General features: G+C 68.9%; 13 protein-coding genes. 3 read left to right on the top strand and 10 right to left on the bottom strand.

From position 1 onward, the window contains the following. The 3 genes from VB739_RS05255 to ndk form a co-directional block, all read right to left on the bottom strand. A partial coding sequence (locus VB739_RS05255) for a CHASE2 domain-containing protein (protein WP_323356058.1) occupies positions 1-775 on the bottom strand: 775 nt, incomplete at its 3' end. Further along, positions 775-1,479 carry a FecR family protein gene (locus VB739_RS05250; protein WP_323356057.1) on the bottom strand — a complete coding sequence of 235 codons (705 nt, stop codon included), beginning with the start codon at positions 1,477-1,479 and terminating at the stop codon, positions 775-777. The genes VB739_RS05255 and VB739_RS05250, both read right to left, overlap by 1 nt. A 34-nt stretch (positions 1,480-1,513) precedes the next feature. Next, a complete protein-coding gene (gene ndk, locus VB739_RS05245) occupies positions 1,514-1,972 on the bottom strand; it encodes a nucleoside-diphosphate kinase (RefSeq protein WP_323356056.1) in 459 nt (152 codons plus the stop codon). A gap of 128 nt (positions 1,973-2,100) precedes the next feature. On the opposite strand from ndk, the gene speA reads away from it, so the two are divergent. Next, complete coding sequence (gene speA, locus VB739_RS05240) at positions 2,101-4,089, top strand: biosynthetic arginine decarboxylase (RefSeq protein WP_323356055.1); 1,989 nt, start codon at positions 2,101-2,103, stop codon at positions 4,087-4,089. A 2-nt stretch (positions 4,090-4,091) separates the two neighbouring features. Here speA and VB739_RS05235 read toward each other — a convergent pair whose 3' ends face one another. From VB739_RS05235 to VB739_RS05220, 4 genes are all read right to left on the bottom strand, one after another. After that, complete coding sequence (locus VB739_RS05235; protein ID WP_323356054.1) at positions 4,092-5,972, bottom strand: adenylate/guanylate cyclase domain-containing protein; 1,881 nt, start codon at positions 5,970-5,972, stop codon at positions 4,092-4,094. 89 nt (positions 5,973-6,061) lie between these two features. Continuing rightward, complete coding sequence (locus tag VB739_RS05230; RefSeq protein WP_323356053.1) at positions 6,062-7,132, bottom strand: hypothetical protein; 1,071 nt, start codon at positions 7,130-7,132, stop codon at positions 6,062-6,064. Between the two features lie 28 nt (positions 7,133-7,160). Further along, positions 7,161-7,889, bottom strand: a complete 729-nt coding sequence (locus VB739_RS05225) for an iron dicitrate transport regulator FecR (protein ID WP_323356052.1) — start codon at positions 7,887-7,889, stop codon at positions 7,161-7,163. Positions 7,890-7,965: 76 nt separating this feature from the next. Continuing rightward, positions 7,966-8,670 (bottom strand): SIMPL domain-containing protein, encoded by a 705-nt coding sequence (locus VB739_RS05220; protein WP_323356051.1) that lies wholly within the window; start codon positions 8,668-8,670, stop codon positions 7,966-7,968. 89 nt (positions 8,671-8,759) lie between these two features. On the opposite strand from VB739_RS05220, the gene VB739_RS05215 reads away from it, so the two are divergent. Together VB739_RS05215 and VB739_RS05210 are read left to right on the top strand one after the other, a co-directional pair. Beyond that, on the top strand, positions 8,760-10,241 hold the full coding sequence (locus VB739_RS05215) for a mechanosensitive ion channel family protein (RefSeq protein ID WP_323356050.1): 1,482 nt from the start codon (positions 8,760-8,762) through the stop codon (positions 10,239-10,241). An 89-nt stretch (positions 10,242-10,330) separates the two neighbouring features. Next, on the top strand, positions 10,331-12,193 hold the full coding sequence (locus VB739_RS05210) for an adenylate/guanylate cyclase domain-containing protein (protein ID WP_323356049.1): 1,863 nt from the start codon (positions 10,331-10,333) through the stop codon (positions 12,191-12,193). On the opposite strand, the gene VB739_RS05205 is transcribed toward VB739_RS05210, so the two are convergent. From VB739_RS05205 to VB739_RS05195, 3 genes are all read right to left on the bottom strand, one after another. Further along, a complete protein-coding gene (locus VB739_RS05205) occupies positions 12,147-12,845 on the bottom strand; it encodes a hypothetical protein (RefSeq protein ID WP_323356048.1) in 699 nt (232 codons plus the stop codon). The two genes, VB739_RS05210 and VB739_RS05205, sit on opposite strands and share 47 nt — an antisense overlap. A 23-nt stretch (positions 12,846-12,868) precedes the next feature. After that, positions 12,869-13,228, bottom strand: coding sequence for a DUF3307 domain-containing protein (locus VB739_RS05200; protein ID WP_323356047.1), 360 nt, complete (start codon positions 13,226-13,228; stop codon positions 12,869-12,871). Between the two features lie 90 nt (positions 13,229-13,318). Continuing rightward, entirely contained in the window at positions 13,319-17,533 is a 4,215-nt protein-coding gene (locus VB739_RS05195; RefSeq protein WP_323356046.1) for a CHAT domain-containing protein, read from the bottom strand. Positions 17,534-17,670: the final 137 nt, after the last annotated feature.

Below are 17,670 nucleotides of genomic sequence, written 5' to 3'. Positions count from 1 at the left end.
GCACGGTGCGTCCCCGCCAGGTGGAGGCCGGCACCTCCAGCAGCCGCCAGGCCGGCACCCGCGCCATGCTGCCGGCGGGGCCGGGATAGTCGAGGCCCATCGGCGCCACCGGCGGCGGCGCCGGGCGCACCAGGAAGGCCATCGGCCGGGGCAGGGGGGGCGGGAACGTGCCCAGCCGGGAGCGGATCCAGTCCTGGCCCGGCACCGCCTCCACCACCCCCCGGGGGGACTGGAGCAGGGTGGTCAGCCCGGGGGCACCCAGCGGGTGGATCGGCAGCCGCAGCCGGCTCTGCTCCAGCCCCCCCTCCTGGCGCACGTCGTAATGGACGGCCAGGTGCACCCGCTGGCGCCAGGGGGCGAGGGTGGCGGAAAAGGCCCGATCATCGGCGGGGCCGTAGCGGCTGGGCTGGCTGTACTCGATGTTGAACAGAACCCTGGTGGCGCCCCGTTCCAGGACATGGGCCGCCAGCCGGGCCTGCAGGGCCCGCGGCCAGGGCCAGGGCCCCATCTGGCGCCAGAGCGGCGACGCTTCGCGCTCGCCAGGGGCCAGCAGCTCCCCCAGTTCCAGGGAGTCGGCATCGATGGCCAGGATCACCGGATCAGCGGGGGCGGGACGCGGACCCCGCAGCAGGAAGAAGGCCTGCAGCAGCTGGTCGTCCAGCAGCCGTGGCCCCTGGCCCAGGGGGGTGATGGGCGGTCGGTCGAGGCCCGCCAGCAGGGGCGCGGCCAGGGCCAGCCACCAGAGCCGGCGCCCCAGGCCAGACCAGGGAAGCATCAGGGGCTGAGCCCGAGTTCGCGCTCGATCACCGGCAGGGTCTGCATCGGCGCCTGGAAGCCATTGAGCAGCTCGCTGGTCCGCCGCCGATTCTTCACTTCCGCCGCGTCCATGCGGTGGGGGCCCTTCCAGCCCTGGGGCGTGGCCTCAAGGCGCTGGCCGCTGGTCAGCCGGTAGGCAGTGCCGTCAGCGGCACGCACCTCCACATTTCCCTCCCAACTCAGGAACAACACCTTGTCGGCGGTGGCCTCGATGAAGACCGTGGTGCCCTGGATCGAGGCGGTGCCCACCCGGGTGCGGACCCGTAGCGGCGTGCTGCCCTTCGATCCCGGATCAATCCAGGCGATGATCCGGCCGCGCACCAGGTCGAGCAGGGTCGGCTCGATGCGTAGCTGGGCATTCCCCCCTAGCCGGAAGCTGCGCCCATCGGCCAGCAGGATCTGAAGCCGGCCAGGGTTTTCGGTGCGCAGCACCGTGGAGGGTTGCAGCACCTGGCCCACACTGGCGGGCCGCTCCGGCGCCGCCGGCGGCATCACGAACGCCGGCCGGGACGGCACATCCACCACCCGGGGCACCCGGGGAGCCGCCGAGGCGCCGGACACGACACCGGCTCCAGGCAGAACCAGAGCCAGAACGCCCGCCAGCAGGGCGATCGCCGCCAGGGTCAGCGTCCTGGGAGGCCAGAGGCTCCTGCGCTGCGCCATGCCAGGGGGACCCGAAGGTCCCCAGGATGGCCGCTCAGGGCTCGACCCGCCACACCTGGTCGGCGGGCGTCCACTCGCAGAGCTCGGAGGCCGCGAACCAGAGGCCGATCTCAAAGACGGCCGTTTCCGGCGCATCGGAGCCGTGGATGACGTTGCGGCCGATGTTCACCGCCAAATCGCCGCGGATGGTGCCGGGCTCGGCCTCCAGGGGCTTGGTGGCACCGATCAGCTTGCGGGCGCTGGCGATCACGCCATCCCCTTCCCACACCATGGCCACCACGGGCCCGCTGGTGATGAAGTCCACCAGGCCGGCGAAGAAGGGGCGCTCCCGGTGCACGCCGTAATGGCTTTCGGCCAGTTCCCGGCTGGGAACCAGCTGCTTCAGGGCCACCAGCTTGAAGCCCTTGGTCTCGAAACGGCCGAGGATCTCGCCCACCAGACCCCGCTGCACCCCGTCGGGCTTGATGGCAAGGAAGGTGCGTTCGGTGGCCATGGCAAAGGGAAAGAGGATCGGGCCATCGTCCGCGCTGGGCCTGCCGCTTGGCAAGCGCCCACACCACAGCGACTCGCCTGGGGAGGCTGATTAGATTCCAACGGCAGTGCAGAGCCACCCGGGGACCCATGGTGCTCGCCGATCCCCCCAGCGGCCTGCTGGCCGACGCCTGGAACGCCGCCGACGGGGCGGCCCTCTACGGACTCGACCGCTGGGGCGAGCCTTATTTCAGTGTGGGCGCCCGGGGCCACGTGATGGTGCAACCCCGCGGCGACCGCGGCGGCGCCCTCGATCTGGTGGAACTGGTGCGGGAGCTGCAGGGGCGCGACCTGACCCTGCCGCTGCTGATCCGCTTCGACGACATCCTCGAAGACCGGCTCGAGCGGCTGCACGGCGCCTTCGAACGGGCCATCACCCAGTACGGCTACGACGGCCGCTACCAGGGCGTGTTCCCGGTCAAGTGCAACCAGCAGCGCCACGTGGTGGAGCAGCTGGTGGAAAGCGGCCACCGTTGGCATTTCGGCCTGGAGGCGGGCAGCAAGGCCGAGCTGCTGATTGCCCTGTCCCTGCTTGACGACCCCGACGCCCTGCTGATCTGCAACGGCTACAAGGACCGGCGCTACATCGAGACGGCAATACTGGCCCGGCGCCTGGGGCGCCAGCCGGTGGTGGTGATCGAGCAGGCCGACGAGGTGGAGCGGATCATCGCCGCCAGCAGCGCCCTGGGCGGGGCCCCGTTCATCGGCATCCGCGCCAAGCTCTCGGCCCGCAGCACCGGGCGCTGGGGCAGCTCGGTGGGCGAGCGGGCCAAGTTCGGCCTCTCGATCCCCGACGTGCTCACCACCGTGGAGCGGCTGCGGCAGGCCGGCCTGCTCGACGACCTGCGCCTGCTGCACTTCCACGTCGGCAGCCAGATCAACGACATCGCCGTCCTCAAGGACGCCCTGCAGGAGGCCGGCCAGATCTATGCCGAACTCACCAGGTTGGGGGCCCCGATGGGCTTCCTGGATGTGGGCGGCGGCCTCGGCATCGACTACGACGGCAGCCGCACCGCCACCGCCGCCTCCACCAACTACTCACTGCAGAACTACGCCAACGACGTCGTCGCCACGATCCGGGAGTGCTGCGAGCCCCACGGCGTCCGCCCTCCCACACTGGTCAGTGAGAGCGGCCGGGCGCTGGCCAGCCACTTCAGCGTGCTGGTGTTCGACGTGCTCGGAGCCGGCGGTCACACCGAGGCGGTGCCGCCGCCAGCCGAGGGCGAGGCCCTGATCCTGCGCAACCTGCGGGACACCCATGCGGTGATCACGGCGATCGCGGCAGGAGGAAGCCCCGAAGGGGAGGGCGGAGACGAGCGGTCGGTGGTGGAGCGGCTGCAGGAGGCCTGGAACGATGCCCTCAAGTTCAAGGAGGACGCCCTCACCGCCTTCCGGCTCGGCTACCTGAGCCTGCCAGAGCGGGCCACGGCCGAGCGGCTCACCTTGGCGAGCTGTCAGGCGATCGCGCGCCAGCTGGAGGGCCTGGCCACAGGCACCGTGATCCCCCAGGAGCTGCAGGCCCTGCCGGCGGCCCTGGCCGGCACCTATTACGCCAACCTCTCGGTGTTCCGCTCAGCGCCGGACACGTGGGCCATCGACCAGCTCTTCCCGGTGCTGCCGATCCACCGGCTCGATGAACGGCCCACCCGGTTGGGCAGCTTCGCCGACCTCACCTGCGATTCCGACGGCAAGATCGCCCGCTTCATCGATCGGGGCCAGGTCAAGCCCCTGCTGGAGCTCCACCACCTGCGGCCGGGCGAGCCCTACTGGATCGGGCTGTTCCTGGGCGGGGCCTACCAGGAGGTGATGGGCAACCTGCACAACCTCTTCGGCAGCACCAACGCCGTTCACATCCGGCTGGCGGCCGGGGGCGGCTACCGGGTCGACCATGTGGTGCGGGGCAACACCAACGCCGAGGTGCTCGAGGCGATGGAACACGACCCCGACCTGCTGCTGGAAAGGCTCCGCCTGGCCAGCGAACAGGCCATCGGCCGCGGCGACCTGGCCATCAGCGACGCCCGGCGCCTGATGGCCCATCTGCGGGCCAGCCTGGAGCAGACGACCTATCTGGAGGCCTGACCTTACCTGGAGGCCTGATCCCGGAGCGACACGGTGAAGATCTCCACCTCCCCCAGGCTCTTCACGGGCTGGGCCCCCAGTGAGCGGGAGTCGAGGCCCGCATCGGCCTGAATCAGGCTGGCGGTCTGGGCGTCGCAGACCACCGCGGCGTCCACATTCCGGGTGGCCGACTCCAGCCGGGCCGACAGGTTGACCGTGTCGCCGATCACGGTGAATTCCATCCGGCGGGGGCTGCCGATCTGGCCCACCATCACCTGGCCGCTGGCCAGGCCGATGCCGTTGTCGAGGGTGGCGATGCCCCGCCGCGCCCAGTCCTCGTTGAGGCCGGCCAGGGCCGCCCGCATGGCCAGGGCGCAGCGCACCGCCTGGCTGGCCTCTTCGGTCACCCCCCGGCTCACCGGTGATCCGAAGACCGCCATCACCGCATCGCCGATGAACTTATCGACGGTGCCGCCATGGGCCATCACCACCTCCACCATGGCGCCGAGGTACTCGTTGAGCTGGCGAACATGCAGCTCGCTCTGGCCTTCGCCGCTGCGCTGCTTGGTGAGCACCGTGAAGCCCTTGATGTCGGTCATCAGCACGGTCACCTCCAGCAGCCGGCCGCGCAGGATGCCCTGGGCCGATTCCGGGTCGGAGAGGATCTCCGCCACCACCCCAGGGGCCACGTAGCGCTCGAAGGTGCGGCGCAGCCGCCGCCGCTCCTGCCCCTCCCGCAGGTAGGCGTCCCCGCCGTAGAGCAGGCCCAGCAGGACCAGGCCCGAGACCGGAGCCAGCAGCGGCAGCCAGCGGTTGGCCTGCTGCAGCGCCACGGCGACGGCGGCACCCTGGAGGGCCAGCATCAGGGCCACCAGCACCAGCCGCCAGCGCAGGTCGGTCCAGCGGCGGGCCGCCGCCAGGACGACCAGCAGCGGCACCAGGGCCAGCAGGGCCCGTCCTGGGGCGCTGCGGGGCCAGGGCTGCAGGCCATCGCCCTGGAGGGAGTTGGCCGTCGCGGTGGCCAGCACCTCCAGCCCCGACAGGCTGCCGAAAGGGGTGGGGTAGCCATCGGCCCCCTGGGCGACGACGGGGCCGAGCAAGACCACAGACCCGGCCAGGTCCTTGCGCAGGGGATGGGTCTTCCAACGCTCTGGGTCGAGCACTTCCCACGCCGGCAGGCGCCGGAAGCTGCCCTCCGGCCCATAGAAATTGAGGGCGCTGGCCCTGTCGTCCTGGCGACTCCGCTGGCCCCCCAGCCGCAGCAGGGTGGAGGAGAGGGCGCTGTGGCCCTCGGCGCCCCGGGCGGGGAGCACGCCGCTGGCATAGGCCTCGGGGTGGCGGCTGGGCTCGCTGGAGGTGCCGGCGAGGATGTTGGTGAGCCCGAGGGAGCCGGTGCCGCCGATGGCCGCCAGGAAGCGCTCCGGCCGCACGAAGGTGAGCGAGCCGGCCCCCTGGGCGTCGTTGGACTCGAGCATCTCGGCCGCCAGGGCGACACGGCCGGGGTAACGCCGCAAGCGCAGCTCCAGGGCCTCGTCATCGGCAGCGCCCTTGCCGCTGGGCCCCTCGAAGACCACATTCACGGCCACCGCCTTGGCGCCGGCCTGCAGCAGCTTCTCCGCCACCATGCCATAGGTGGCGCGGGGCCAGGGCAGGCTGCCGACGCCCCTGGCCCATTCCGGGATGCGGCCCTCCTCCTCGAACCAGTCGCCCTGCTGCAGCGTGGCGTCATCGACCGTGACCAGCACCACGTTCGCCGGAGGGCGCCGCGGGCCGCGCAGCAGCAGCAGTTGCTGCTCCACCCCCCGCTCCCAGACCCTCATCCGGGGCCCTGGCCAGCCGGAGCTGACCCCCACCCAGGCCAGCACGGCCACCACCAGGACGCTGAAGGTGCGGCGTCGCGCCATCTGGTCGTACCCCTCCCGGTGGTGGTGGCGTTGGCGCCTGGCAGGCCCCCATCATCGGGGACATCGCCGCTGCGGGCCCTGCCCTGGCCCTAGGGGGAGGCTCCCGCCACCGGACTCCACAGCGTGCAGATCGCGACGGCCCGGCCGGAGCGCTCCAGACGTACACAGTCGATGGCCCGGGCCCTGGGACGGTTGATCAGGATCTGGGTGTGCAGGGGCGAGCCCATCCAGCGCGACACGATCACCTCCGGGTTCCAGGCGCCCGCCGGCATCGGGCAGGCGATCACCTCACTGGTGGGCATGAGCCTGGCCGTTGCCGCCATGCGCTCCTGGAACGCCCCCCAGCGGGAGCGGTCGTGGTCGCAGTCGCGGCTGTTCAGCACCTCGTCGAGCACCGGGGCCAGATAGGCGGCGTTCCGGGCCGCCAGGTCCGCCGGCAGGGGTTGCAGGGAGGGGCGCCCGCTCTGGGCCCGGTAGCGGTTGATGGTCGCCACCAGGGGGTCACTGCTGACCGCCGGCCTGGCAGGGGCGGCGATCACCCCCGGGAAACGGCGCTGCACGAAGGACTCCAGCGCCGCCATGCCGGGCAGGGGGGCCGTGAACCCCTGAAACAGAGGCCCCCGAAGGATGGCGGCGTAGTCATCCGCCGTCAGGGGTCGCTGCCAGAGCAGGGCCCCCTGGCTGGAGAGGCGCACTCTGTTGCCACCGGCCACGAGGATCGGCGCCCCGGCCAGGGGCCGTCCATCGGCCAGAGGCTGCAATTCGAGTGCCCCCTCCAGCACCGCCACCTCCTCCTCGCCACCGTCGAGCAGGGTGATCAGGTAGTTGGTGCCGCGGGTGCTCAGCCGAGAGGAACGGGTGCAACCGTTCTGCGGACCGGACACCAGGATCTGGCCGCTGCTGAGCAGGAAGCAGCTGCTGCCGAGCCGCAGCTGGGTGAAGCGGTTGAGACGGCCGGCAGCGCCGCTGGCGAAGCCCAGCTGGCCGCGGCTGTTCTGAGTGCGGACCAGTTCGGGCGCAACCGCCTTCTCCCGCAGCTGGGCCTGGCGGCGTTCGATGAAGAGCTCGTTGCCATCGAGGATCTCCTGAACGACCGCCGACGTGCTGGTGCTGGCCACGCTGCCGCTGGGCCAGGCCAGGGCCGCCGCCAAGGCCGTCATCAGGAGCGGGAGCGGTCGAACCACCGGATCAGAAGAAGCGCGGCAGACCGAAGGGCAGCGACGGGACGCTGACCGGCACGGGCAGGTTCACCCCCGGCACCTTGGAGCGGATGTAACTCTCCAGGGAGCCGTAGGCCGGCAGCGGCACCCGGAACCCCTGGAAGAGGGGCCCGCCCAGGATGCCGTTGTAGTCGCTGGCGCTGAGCCCCAGCAGCGCCATCACCACCCCGCCGGCCGAGAGCCGCAGCTTGTTGCCCGCCTCCACCGTGGTGGCGGGTTTGCCGCTGGGCTCCCCATCGACAAGCGGTTCCACCTCCACCGACCCCTCCAGAACGGAGATCTCCGACTCACCCGACTCGCTGACATCGATCAGGTAGTTGGTGCCGCGCACACTGAGGCGGGCGGAACGGGTGCAGCCGCTCTGCTTGCCGGAGACCAGGATCTGGCCCTTCTCGATCAGGAAGCAGCCCTGGCCCAGCTTGAGCAGGGCGAAGCGGTTGAGGCGGCCGGCGGCACCGCTGTCGAACCGGATCTGGCCCCGGCTGTTCTGGGTGCTGACCTTCTGGGGGGCAACGGCCTTCTGCTTCACCTGGGCCGTCTTGCCATCAATGAACATCTCGTTGCCATCGAGGATCTCCTGCACCACAGCGCTCTCGGAGGCCTCCGCCGGCAGCGGTCCGGTGGCCGGACCGACCAGCAGGATCAGGATCGGCAGGAATGACAGGCTCGGCAGGGCGCTCGACAGGCGGTGGCGCATTCGCTCAAGGCTCCGAGTCCGGATCGCTGCATTCTGCTCGGCGGGGCCCAAAACGCATCCGCACGCCTCAAAAGCATCACCGGGCGCAGAAGCGCACCGTCAGGCTCAAGCGGTCCTTCGGCAGCGCCAGCTCGGCCGGATCGAAGGGCGGTGCGGCATCGGCGGCGGCGGCCCGCATCAGCATCGGCCGCAGTTCGTTGCCGTCAAGCTGCACCTCCAGGGGGTTGAGCTTGCTCAGGCCCACGGCGGCGGCCACCTCCCGGGCCTGGGCGAGGGCGTCCTGGTAGGCCCCCCGCAGCAGCTGGCGCCGCACCGTCCCATCCAGGCCGCGATCGGCCACGGTGCCCACCGGCGCCAGGCGCACCCCGGGCAGGGCCCCCACCTCCCGGATCAGGGACTGCAGCCGCTGGGGCGCCAGCCGGCCGCTGACCTGCAGGTTGGCCGTCACCGCGGCCGGTCGGTTGCGATCAGCGTCGCGCCGCCAGGTGCTGGGCGAGGTGACCCGCAGTTCCTCCACCTGCTGCCCCTGCAAGGCGGTCCGCACCGCCGCCAGGCGCTCCTGCAGGCTCTGGAGGGCGCCATCGGCCGTGGGTGCCTCCGCCTCCAGGGAGAGGGAGAACGACAGCCGGCGGGTGGGCCGTTCCTGTTCGGCACTGCCCCGGGCCTCCAGCAGGGTGCCCTCGCAGCGCAGCTGCACCTGGGCGCCGGCGGCGCCTGGCCAGGTGCCGGTCGCCACCAGAGCCAGCAGAACAACAACGGGGCGGAGGTAGATCGGACGCATCAACGGCGGGCGCGGCTGCTCCCAGCCTGCTCTCCCCATGGGCCGAAGACCAGGATCAGCGGCAGGATGGGGCGATCGAAGCGAGTGCCTTGGCCCTGCTGCAGATCTGGATCAGCGCCCTGGCTGCCACGGCCGGGCTGCTGGTGCTGGCCCGTCTCAGTCGCCACAGGCAGCTGCCGGCCCTGCCGCTGCGGTTGCCGCTTTTGGCCATCGCCGCCTGGGCGCTGCTGAGTTCCCTGCCGCTGCAGGGCTTGCCGCCGGCCTATCGGGTGTGGCTGCTGCTCACCGACGACCTGCTGCTCACCTACGCGGCCATCCTCATCACCCTCTGGGCGACCCTGCAGGTGCCCGCCCATCTGGGGTTATGGCGTCCGCCGCCCCAGTTGCTGATGCAGCTGCTCACCCTCGGCAGCGGCGCCCTGGCCACGGTGGTGCTGGTGCGGCAATCGGCGCGGCTGGATCTGGTGGGACTGGTGACCACCTCCGCCGTGCTCACCGCCGTGATCGGCCTGGCGGCCCAGGAGTCGCTCAAGGACCTGTTTGCGGGCCTGGAGCTGCAGCTGGGGGACGACTTCACCGAAGGGGATTTCCTCGAGCTGGACCAGGGGGTGCGCGGGGTGGTGGTGCAGGTGAGCTGGCGCGACACCATGCTCCGCAACATGGACGGACATCTGGTGGTGGTGCCCAACAGCCTCGTCACCGAAAGGGTTCTCCGCAACCTGGGGCGCTCGGGGGCCATCAGCAACCGCTTCAGCGTCGGCCTCGACTACGACCTCCCCCCCGCCCAGGCCAGGGCCCTGCTGGAGAAGGTGGTGCTGCAGCATCCGAAGGTGCTGCGGGAACCGTTCCCCCGCATCCGGGTCAAGGAATTCCAGGACAGCTCCATCGCCTACGAGCTGCAGGTGTGGCAGCAGGAGCTGGGCGATGCCGCCATCGGCGATCTGCGCAGCGATCTGCTGGAGCAGATCTGGTATGCCCTGGCCCGCGCAGGCCAGAGCATCCCCTTCCCGGTGCGGGAGCTGCAGCCACGCCGCTCAAGGGACCGGCCCCGGCTTCCGGCCCGCCCCTCCCCCGCGCTGTGCTGCGAGGCCCTCGCCAACGCTGGCGTGTTCGCCGACCTGAGCGGCGATCAGCTGGAGAGGCTGGTCGAAGGCAGCCACCTGGTGTCCTACGGACCCGGCGAGGCGGTGGTGCAGGAGGGGGCCGAGGGCCGCTCCATGTTCCATCTGCTGCGGGGAACCGTGGAGATCCTCAAGGAGGTGGAGCCCGGCCACACGGTGACCGTGCGCCAGCTGGAGCCGGGCGAGGTGTTCGGCGAGATGACCCTCTTCCTGGATGCCCCGCGCAGTGCCACGGTGCGGGCTAAAGAGGAGTGCCTGCTTCTGAAGGTAGACCGGGAGAGCATCAAGGGCCTGCTGGAGGAGAACCCCGACCTGCTGGAGCGCTTCGCGGCCATGGTGCAGGAGCGGCAGGCGGAGCTGAAAAGCCTCGATCGCGAACAGCACACGGAACAATCCCATACTCTGCTGGAGACCATGAAACGGCTCTTCCTGGCCTTCACGGGCGTCTGATGGACAGCAGACCGTCGCGCGGATCTCGGCTGCACTCTCTGCTGGCACGGCTGGGGTTGCACCATCTGGGAGATGGCCTCCGCTCGCTGGTGCCCTACGCGGCCGCGGGGCTGCTGCTGCTGGCGCTGCAGCGCAGCCCCATCAACGAAACCCTCAACCTGCTCCTCTACGACCTGATCACCAGTCTGCGCCAGGCTCCCCCGGGCACCGACAAGCCGATCACGATCATCGGCATCGACGAATCCGACCTGGCCACGTATGGGTTCCCGATCGACGACAAGGTGCTGTGCCAGGCCATCGACCGGCTGATCGCCGAGGGGGCCGTGGCGATCGGCCTCGACATCTACCGCGACCAGGGCGTCGGCCCCGACCAGGCCTGCCTGCGGGAGCGCTTCCGGACCAACCCTCGCCTCGTTTCGATCTTCAACGTGGCCGAAGCCATCGGCCCGGTGCCGGGCACGCCGCCCGATCGGCGCGGTTTCAACGACCTGGTGCTGGATGCCGATGGGGTGATCCGGCGTGATCTGGTGCATGTGGCCGGCCAGGACGAAGCCACCGTGTCCCTGCCCCTGCGCCTGCTGGAGGTGGGCAAGGGCCAGCGCAACCTGCGGCAGCGGCTCGAGAAAGGAAGCGAACCGGGCCCCTGGCTGGATCCGGCCTCCGGGGGCTACGACCAGCTGGATGCCGCCGGGTTCCAGCAGATGCTGTCGTTCCACCAGCTCGGCAGCTTCCACCTCTGGAATCTCCAGGATGTGCTCGGCCGCCGGCCGATCCCCCGCGACCAGATCCGCGGGCACATCGTGCTGATCGGCAGCACCGCTCCGAGCCTGCGGGATCTGTTCCCCGTGCCCCAGACCCGCTCTGCCCTCGGGGCCAAGCAGCTGCTGGTGCCCGGTGTCGAGATCCATGCCCATCGGCTGGCCGCCCTGATGGACCGCGATGTGGCCGGCGACCCGCGGCGGCTGCGGACGCTGCCGGGCTGGGTGGAGCGTGTTGCCGAAGTGCTGGCCGTGGTGCTGGGGATCGTGCTCGGGGAAGCCTTCCGGCTGCTGCGCCGCAGCGTGATCGTGGTGGTGCTGGTGGCCGCCCTGATGGTCGGAGGGGCCGTGCTGCTGCTCTACAACTTCGTCTGGGTCGGGTTGAGCCTGCCCCTCACCGGGCTGATCGCCATGGCCGGTGCGGCCTGGGTGCGCCGGGGCGCCTCCAGCCAGAAGCAACGCCAGCAGATCGAACGGCTGCTCGGCCAGACCACCTCCCCGGCCGTCGCCCGCCAGCTCTGGAACCAGCGGGATGGGCTGCTCAGCGACGGTCGCTTCGAGGGTCGCCAGCTGCCGGTCACGGTGCTGATGTCGGACACATGCTCGTTTACTAGCGTGTCGGAACGCCTCACCCCTGGCGAGCTGCTCGACTGGCTGAACCGGGGCATGGCGCTGTTTGTGCCGGCGATCACGCGGCGGGGCGGCATGGTCAACAAGTTCACCGGCGACGGGCTGCTGGCGGTGTTTGGCGCCCCCCTGAGCAGCGGTGAGCAGGCGGACGCCAAGGCCGCCATCGATGCCGCCCTGGCGATTCAGCGCGCCGTGGCCAGCCTCAATGAGGAGCTGGCGAAGGAGGGACTGCCAGCCATGGGACTGCGCGTCGGCGTCCATTCCGGGCCCGTTCTGGCGGGATCGATGGGCAGCAGCGAACGGCTGGAGTACGCCGTGATCGGCGATGCCGTGAACTGCGCCTCACGGCTGGAAAGCCTCGACAAGGAGCGTCAGACCAACCTCTGTCGCGTGCTGGTGTCCTCCAGCACGGTGGATCTGCTGCCCAAGGGGCTGCCGCTGGAGTGGCTCGACTGGGGCGCGATGAGCGTCAAGGGGCGCACCGAACCCCTGAGCATCTGGGAGCTGCGGGGTGGCCTCAGGCGGGACAGCGCACTGGAATCCGCTCCGGCCACTGAGTCGTGATCAGATCGGCCAGGCCGAAGGTGGTGGCCACGTCCTCGCGGGACACACTGGAGCCACAGGACTGGCGCAGTTTGGCCAGGGAAGCCTGCACGGCCGCATCTTCCTTGGACGCTTCCGTGACCAGCAGACTCAGGGCCGGCGGCGAGTCTGCGGCCACGAAGTTGAGCGGATCAGCCGGGGTGGAGGTGGCGGGCGCCCCGGGGCAGATGTAGCTCGACTCCCACATCGTCGGCACCTTCACGGGGGGCAGGGTCAGGAGGGTGATGCCCGGTGCGGAGGCCGGCAGCACCCGGCGCTGGCCCGAGGCCATCGCCCCATCCACGGTGCCGCGGTCGCTCAAGGGGCGGAAGGTGATCTCCAGGGGACTGGGGGCAGCGCTGGGGCCTTCGAGCACACCGAGATAACGGGCCTTGCCGGGGGCGAAGACGCTGCTGGAGGGCACCAGATGGGCCAGAAGGCGACTGGCGCATTCACCCCGGGTTCCTCCACCCACACGCCGGCCCGGGAAGCTTTTACGCAGCTCACTCTGGGCCTGGGCCGGCGGCGGCTCGATGAACGCCAGGGGGACCAGGGTCAGAAGGGTAGCGGCCAGCAACGGGGAGGGGGAACGTCGCGAAGAGCCGAGGGGGCGGAGACGCGTAGAAACAGCCATGGGGGAACCGGCAACCTTTCTCTTCATTGGAACCAGAGCGGTGTGGAGGCCTGCCGAATCGCCAGCCAGGCCCAGAGGAGCTTGCAGAGGATGTGAAGCGCCTGATCAATGGACAGGGTCCACAGACGTCGACATTTGCCGAAGTCGATCAACAGATGCACACCCCATTCTGCCACACCCAAAAGCGGAGTTTGCGTGACCATCCCCACCAGAAAGCCATGGATGGCGGCATGGGAGGCGAGCCACCACCCCCATCCGAGCGTCACCCCGCAACCGGGGCATTTCTCCCGCGCCATGCGATCGCTTTGGAGCCCGAAATCCCCGAGGAAATGGGCCATCGCCAGCATGAGAAAGACGTTGAAGACCGCTGGAAGATCAGGCACTGAATGAGGAACTGGGTGGACCGTGGAGACCCACCACAGGTGGGATCGAAAGGGGGAAGGAAGCAGGCCAAGACAGCCGTTGTCGATGGTTCACCAGGGAGTTCCAATCAACTGAACCCCTGCCCAGAAATAGGGATGGGCCATGCCTGAGGCAACGCGGCGCCGCTGGGATGGTGTCAATTCGGTGAGTAGGGGGACACCATCAGACCCGATGACCTTATCGCCCTCAAGCCGCACTTTGCCAGTGGCCATCGCCTGTCGTGTGGCCCGCAGGGCATCGGCTTTCTGCACACCTTGGTCAAGGTAGCGATACAGCTGCAGGAAGTAGGCCGAGGTGGCGACGTCATCGACATACCAGAGGGTCCCGATCGCACTACGTGATCCGGCCTGCAGGGCCAGGCCTGCAAAACCAAGCTCACTGTCGCTATCCCCCAAGGCGGTGCGACAGGCGCTCAGAACGAACAATTCAAGCGGACTGCCGCTGCGTTGCTGCCGCAGGCGGGCGAACTCCTGAAGGCTGACGGAGCCGGTTCCGGTGAAGATGCGGGCCTGGGACGGTCCCCCGGGCATGAACTCCGCATGGGTGGCCACGTGCAGGCGCTCATAACGAGGGTCGGCCGCCTGGCTCAGGAGCACCTCCGGGGTGAAGTTCTTGTTCAGAAAGCGGTCGATGCCGACCCCATCAGGGATACCGGCCAGCTCCTCGGGCACCAGGGGCAAGGGGCTGAGGCCTTCGAACTCTGAGGCCCCCGCAGCCAGCACCCGGCCCCGGGCCAGCCGGGGAGGGCCGAAGGAGGTGAGGTTGAGAGACGGGGTGATCGAGAAGCCGAATTGGTCACCGAAATAGCTGGCACCGTCATGCAGGGCCGCGAAGGGAAGACCCTGCAGGCCCCGGTCGGCGACGATCACCAGGGTGGTGATGCCCTTGGCCTTGAGCTCCTCGGCCAAGGGGGCGATCAGGGCCCGGTGGATCTGCCTGGAGGGGGACTCAGGGTTCTCCACGTCAAGCGGTTCGAGGCGAGCCAGCTGGCGGTAGAGCGCCCTCAGCTGCTGACCGAAGCGCTCGCGGGACAGTTCAACCCGCTGCCCGAACGGCTCACCCTTGCGGCTGAGCAGAATCAGATCGAGGAATGAGTTGGTCGGTTTCTTCTCGGTGGCGCCCAGGGCCTTCTGATCCTGGGCCGCAGGGGGCTTCTGCTCCTGGCCTGCAGTCTCCTGCTGTTCGGTGAAGGACACCATCAGCACGGCCGGATTGAAGCGTTCGTCGTCCTTGTCCCCCTTCTGGGAGGCCTTGCTGAGCAGTCGCTGCAGCTCCTCAAGGCGCAGGGTTCCGTCGGAATCCGCCGCCGTGCCTACATCCCCCAGGGTCCTCCTGACATCCTCCGTCCGCTGCTGATCCCCATCCGAGAGGGCCGAGGCCACCAGGTCAGGCGACAGGGTGGTGGTGGTGACGGTGAGGGGAGCAGGAGCCGTAACCGCCCCATCCGCCAGGCTGAAATCGGCTTCCGAGAGATTCACCGCCAGCGCATCGGTACCCACGCCTTGACGGCTGCTGCTGAGACTGGAGCCGAAGGGAGAGGTCTGGGTGCCAGCAAAGAGTTGGTAGCCGAGATCGGGCACCAGGAGCGACGGGGTCGGCGCTGGTGACGGCTCGGGTGACGGTGAAGGCGCCTGGGGAGCTGTCACCGTCTGGGGCGGCAAGGCTGTGGTAGGCGGGTTCGGCGTGAAGGGCGGGCTCGGCGTGAAGGGTGGGTCGGGTGGCGCGAGGGGGGGTGGAGCATTGGCCGCCAGGCTCCCGCCAACGATGGCCGGCAAGAGCGGATCGCCAGTCATGGCCACACCCTGAAGCACGAAACCAATCGGCAGGAAAGTCTGGTTGGGGATGAAAGCGCCGGTGATGGCTTGGGCCCTGATCAGATCGAAGGGAGTGGCAACCCCGACGATCGGCGGAGAAGCCACTTCCAGCCCCCCGCCAAGGACGGTGTCGCCGAATATGGAAAGTTGATCAGCGGTGGAGAGATCAAAAAGGAGCTGGCTGTTATCTGCCAGCTGGAAGCTTGCCGCCCGAATGACGAGCGAACCAATGGGATCGAGCAACGCCACTGGGGCCCCGGGCAGGGGGGAGCCTCCGTTTGTGAAAGACCCCTGACCGGAACCCACCACAATCTCACCGGAACCCTGGACCGTTCCATCATTCCGAAACGAGGCACTGTCGACCCGCAGGGTTGCTGAACCATTCCCCTGGAGAACAATTGAGGTACCAGGGGAGATGGTCGCAGTCTGTAGATTCAAGGTGCTGTTGGGAGCAATCAAGATCGATCCGGCACTGGCAAGGTTCGCCAGCTGATTGGATCCAGACAGCTGTAGCTGTGCTCCACTTTCAATGGCCAGACTGGGGCCACTGATGCTCGCCTGATTGAGGGCAAGAGTAGCGCCATCAGACACCTTGAGGATGGTTTTCTTAACTGGGGTCACGTCCCTGAACGTTCCACCATCGATGCTGCTGACTTGAGCGGAAGGGCCAATCTGCAGAAGCGCCGTGGAGAAGGCTGTGACGATGCGATCTGGGCCCTGAGTGTAACGTCTGGAGACATCCAGAATGGCGGGCTTTGGATTCGCAAAAGAGGAAAGTTGAATCTCTCCTCGACTGGCTGGACTCCAACCAAACTCACCCGTCCGAACCGTGCCGGAGAGAAGTTTAAATGGTTCGAAGAGACCGGTGAGTTCGATGTTGCCGTCAATCCGTGAGGCACCTTGCAAGGCTCGAAGGGTGCCGGTGTTGATATCAACCGCGCCCTTCTCCCAGCTGATGGAGCCTGCAGGCGTGGCGGCATCCGCTGTTTTCTGGTACCAGAGATTGACATCGAGACGTCCTGTTGCGGAGGTGCTCGAGAAGGCGACCGGGTTAGCACCTGGAATGTTGATCAGAATGTTGCCGTCGGCCCTCAGATCCAGGGTGGCGTTCGCGCCAGTGGATTTCTGGACAGGGGCCAGCAGGGAGATGTTTCCGGCCTGGGTGCCCACGGGGTCGGTCGTGTCGACAATCACTGTCTGGCCGCCGTTGAGGGCCGTGTTGATCAGTGATACGTCGATCAGCGAAGCTGAACCCGGCAGGCCCCCTGGGGTGCCGCCGGGGGGAGGTCCACCCCCAGGCCCGGCGGCGACGATCTCAATGTCACGGGGATCGATGAGCCAGGTGCCCCCTCGCCCCCTGGCTGCCGACAGATCCGGGGAGGTGGACAGTGCGAGCCACCCCGCAGAGGTTTCCACAAATCCACCATCGCCACCCTGGAGACCGCCCCGGGCGCTGATGGCGCCAGCCACATCGGCCCGTTCCTTGCCGAGGACCAGGATGCGGCCGCCAGGGCCAGTGCTGGTGGCGTCCGCCCGCAGGGTGGACGTGGCGTCCACCGTGGTGCTCAACGCGGTCACGGTTCCCAGGGGATCGGCTCCCACCCGCACGACCCCACCCGCCGTACGGCCCGTCGCCAGAAGGCTGGATCCGACCAGGGAAACCTGCTGTCCGGAGAGGCTGATGCTGCCGCCCGCTCCGGCAAGGCTGGAAACGTCCACCGTGGTGTTCTGGAGCGACACCTGCTGGCCCTGCAGGGCCAGCTGCCCCCCGGGGGCCTGAAGCCGGGATCCACCCAGCAACACGTGGCCTCCCTGGGCATCGAGCAGCAGGCCGCCATCCACGGTGAGCAGGCCGCCCTCAATGGCCAGGTCCCCCTGGGCAGACAGGCCAAGCTGGTTGAGGGTGGCCGGGTCGGTGCTGAGCCCGGACAAACCCAGGACGGGCGCCCCGGTCAGGGAGGCAGCGGCGGCAGCCGTGGTGCCATGCACATCGAAACGACCCTCACCCACCCGGAGACCAGTGGCGGTGGTCAAGTTGAGGTGCTGGACATTGGTGAAGGTGCCGGCGCCGCTGAGCCGGATCCCCCCCGGCGATAGCCAGACGAGGTTGGCCGGACTACTCAGGGTGATGGCCTTGTCGATGAAGCTGCCCAAGGGATGGGTGACGCCCACCATGACGTTGCGGTGGCCTGCCACATCGAGGCTGACGCCGGTGATCCCGCCACGGGTATCAAAGGCGGAGAAGCGGTGGAAGAGGTTGGCCCCGGCGGAGGTGCCCCCCTGGATCGCACAGGCCCCGCCGAAGCAACTGCCTCCTGGAAGGCCATTCACCACGCTGCCCAGCCCCAGTGGACCACCCGTGGCGGTGATCTCGCCGGCGGCAACGGGTGTGGTCGCCAGACCGATCAGAACGAAAACCCGCAGAGGAGCGAGCCAACGCGTGGACTTCAAGACAGGAGCCGAACCTGAACAGAACCTCCGAACCATCTCATCGTGATCTTGGTATCTGTTGCTACTCAAAATCCTGCTCACAAGGCTGATGGGTAGGTAAGTTCCCTTGGCTCCATGCCTAGAGCCGATCCCTTGGT

Origin of the sequence: Cyanobium gracile UHCC 0281 (assembly GCF_034931305.1) — a bacterium.
Lineage (GTDB): Bacteria > Cyanobacteriota > Cyanobacteriia > PCC-6307 > Cyanobiaceae > Cyanobium > Cyanobium gracile_A.
The sequence above is the reverse complement of the archived record's forward strand: the minus strand, read 5'-3'. Positions and strand labels throughout refer to the sequence as shown.

Excerpts from the sequence above, each read along its gene's own strand:
- VB739_RS05225 (WP_323356052.1), bottom strand. The coding sequence starts at position 7,889 with ATGCGCCACCGCCTGTCGAGCGCCCTGCCGAGCCTGTCATTCCTGCCG.
- ndk (WP_323356056.1), bottom strand. The coding sequence starts at position 1,972 with ATGGCCACCGAACGCACCTTCCTTGCCATCAAGCCCGACGGGGTGCAG.
- VB739_RS05205 (WP_323356048.1), bottom strand. The coding sequence starts at position 12,845 with ATGGCTGTTTCTACGCGTCTCCGCCCCCTCGGCTCTTCGCGACGTTCC.
- VB739_RS05220 (WP_323356051.1), bottom strand. The coding sequence starts at position 8,670 with ATGCGTCCGATCTACCTCCGCCCCGTTGTTGTTCTGCTGGCTCTGGTG.
- VB739_RS05250 (WP_323356057.1), bottom strand. The coding sequence starts at position 1,479 with ATGGCGCAGCGCAGGAGCCTCTGGCCTCCCAGGACGCTGACCCTGGCG.
- VB739_RS05235 (WP_323356054.1), bottom strand. The coding sequence starts at position 5,972 with ATGGCGCGACGCCGCACCTTCAGCGTCCTGGTGGTGGCCGTGCTGGCC.
- speA (WP_323356055.1), top strand. The coding sequence starts at position 2,101 with ATGGTGCTCGCCGATCCCCCCAGCGGCCTGCTGGCCGACGCCTGGAAC.
- VB739_RS05230 (WP_323356053.1), bottom strand. The coding sequence starts at position 7,132 with ATGACGGCCTTGGCGGCGGCCCTGGCCTGGCCCAGCGGCAGCGTGGCC.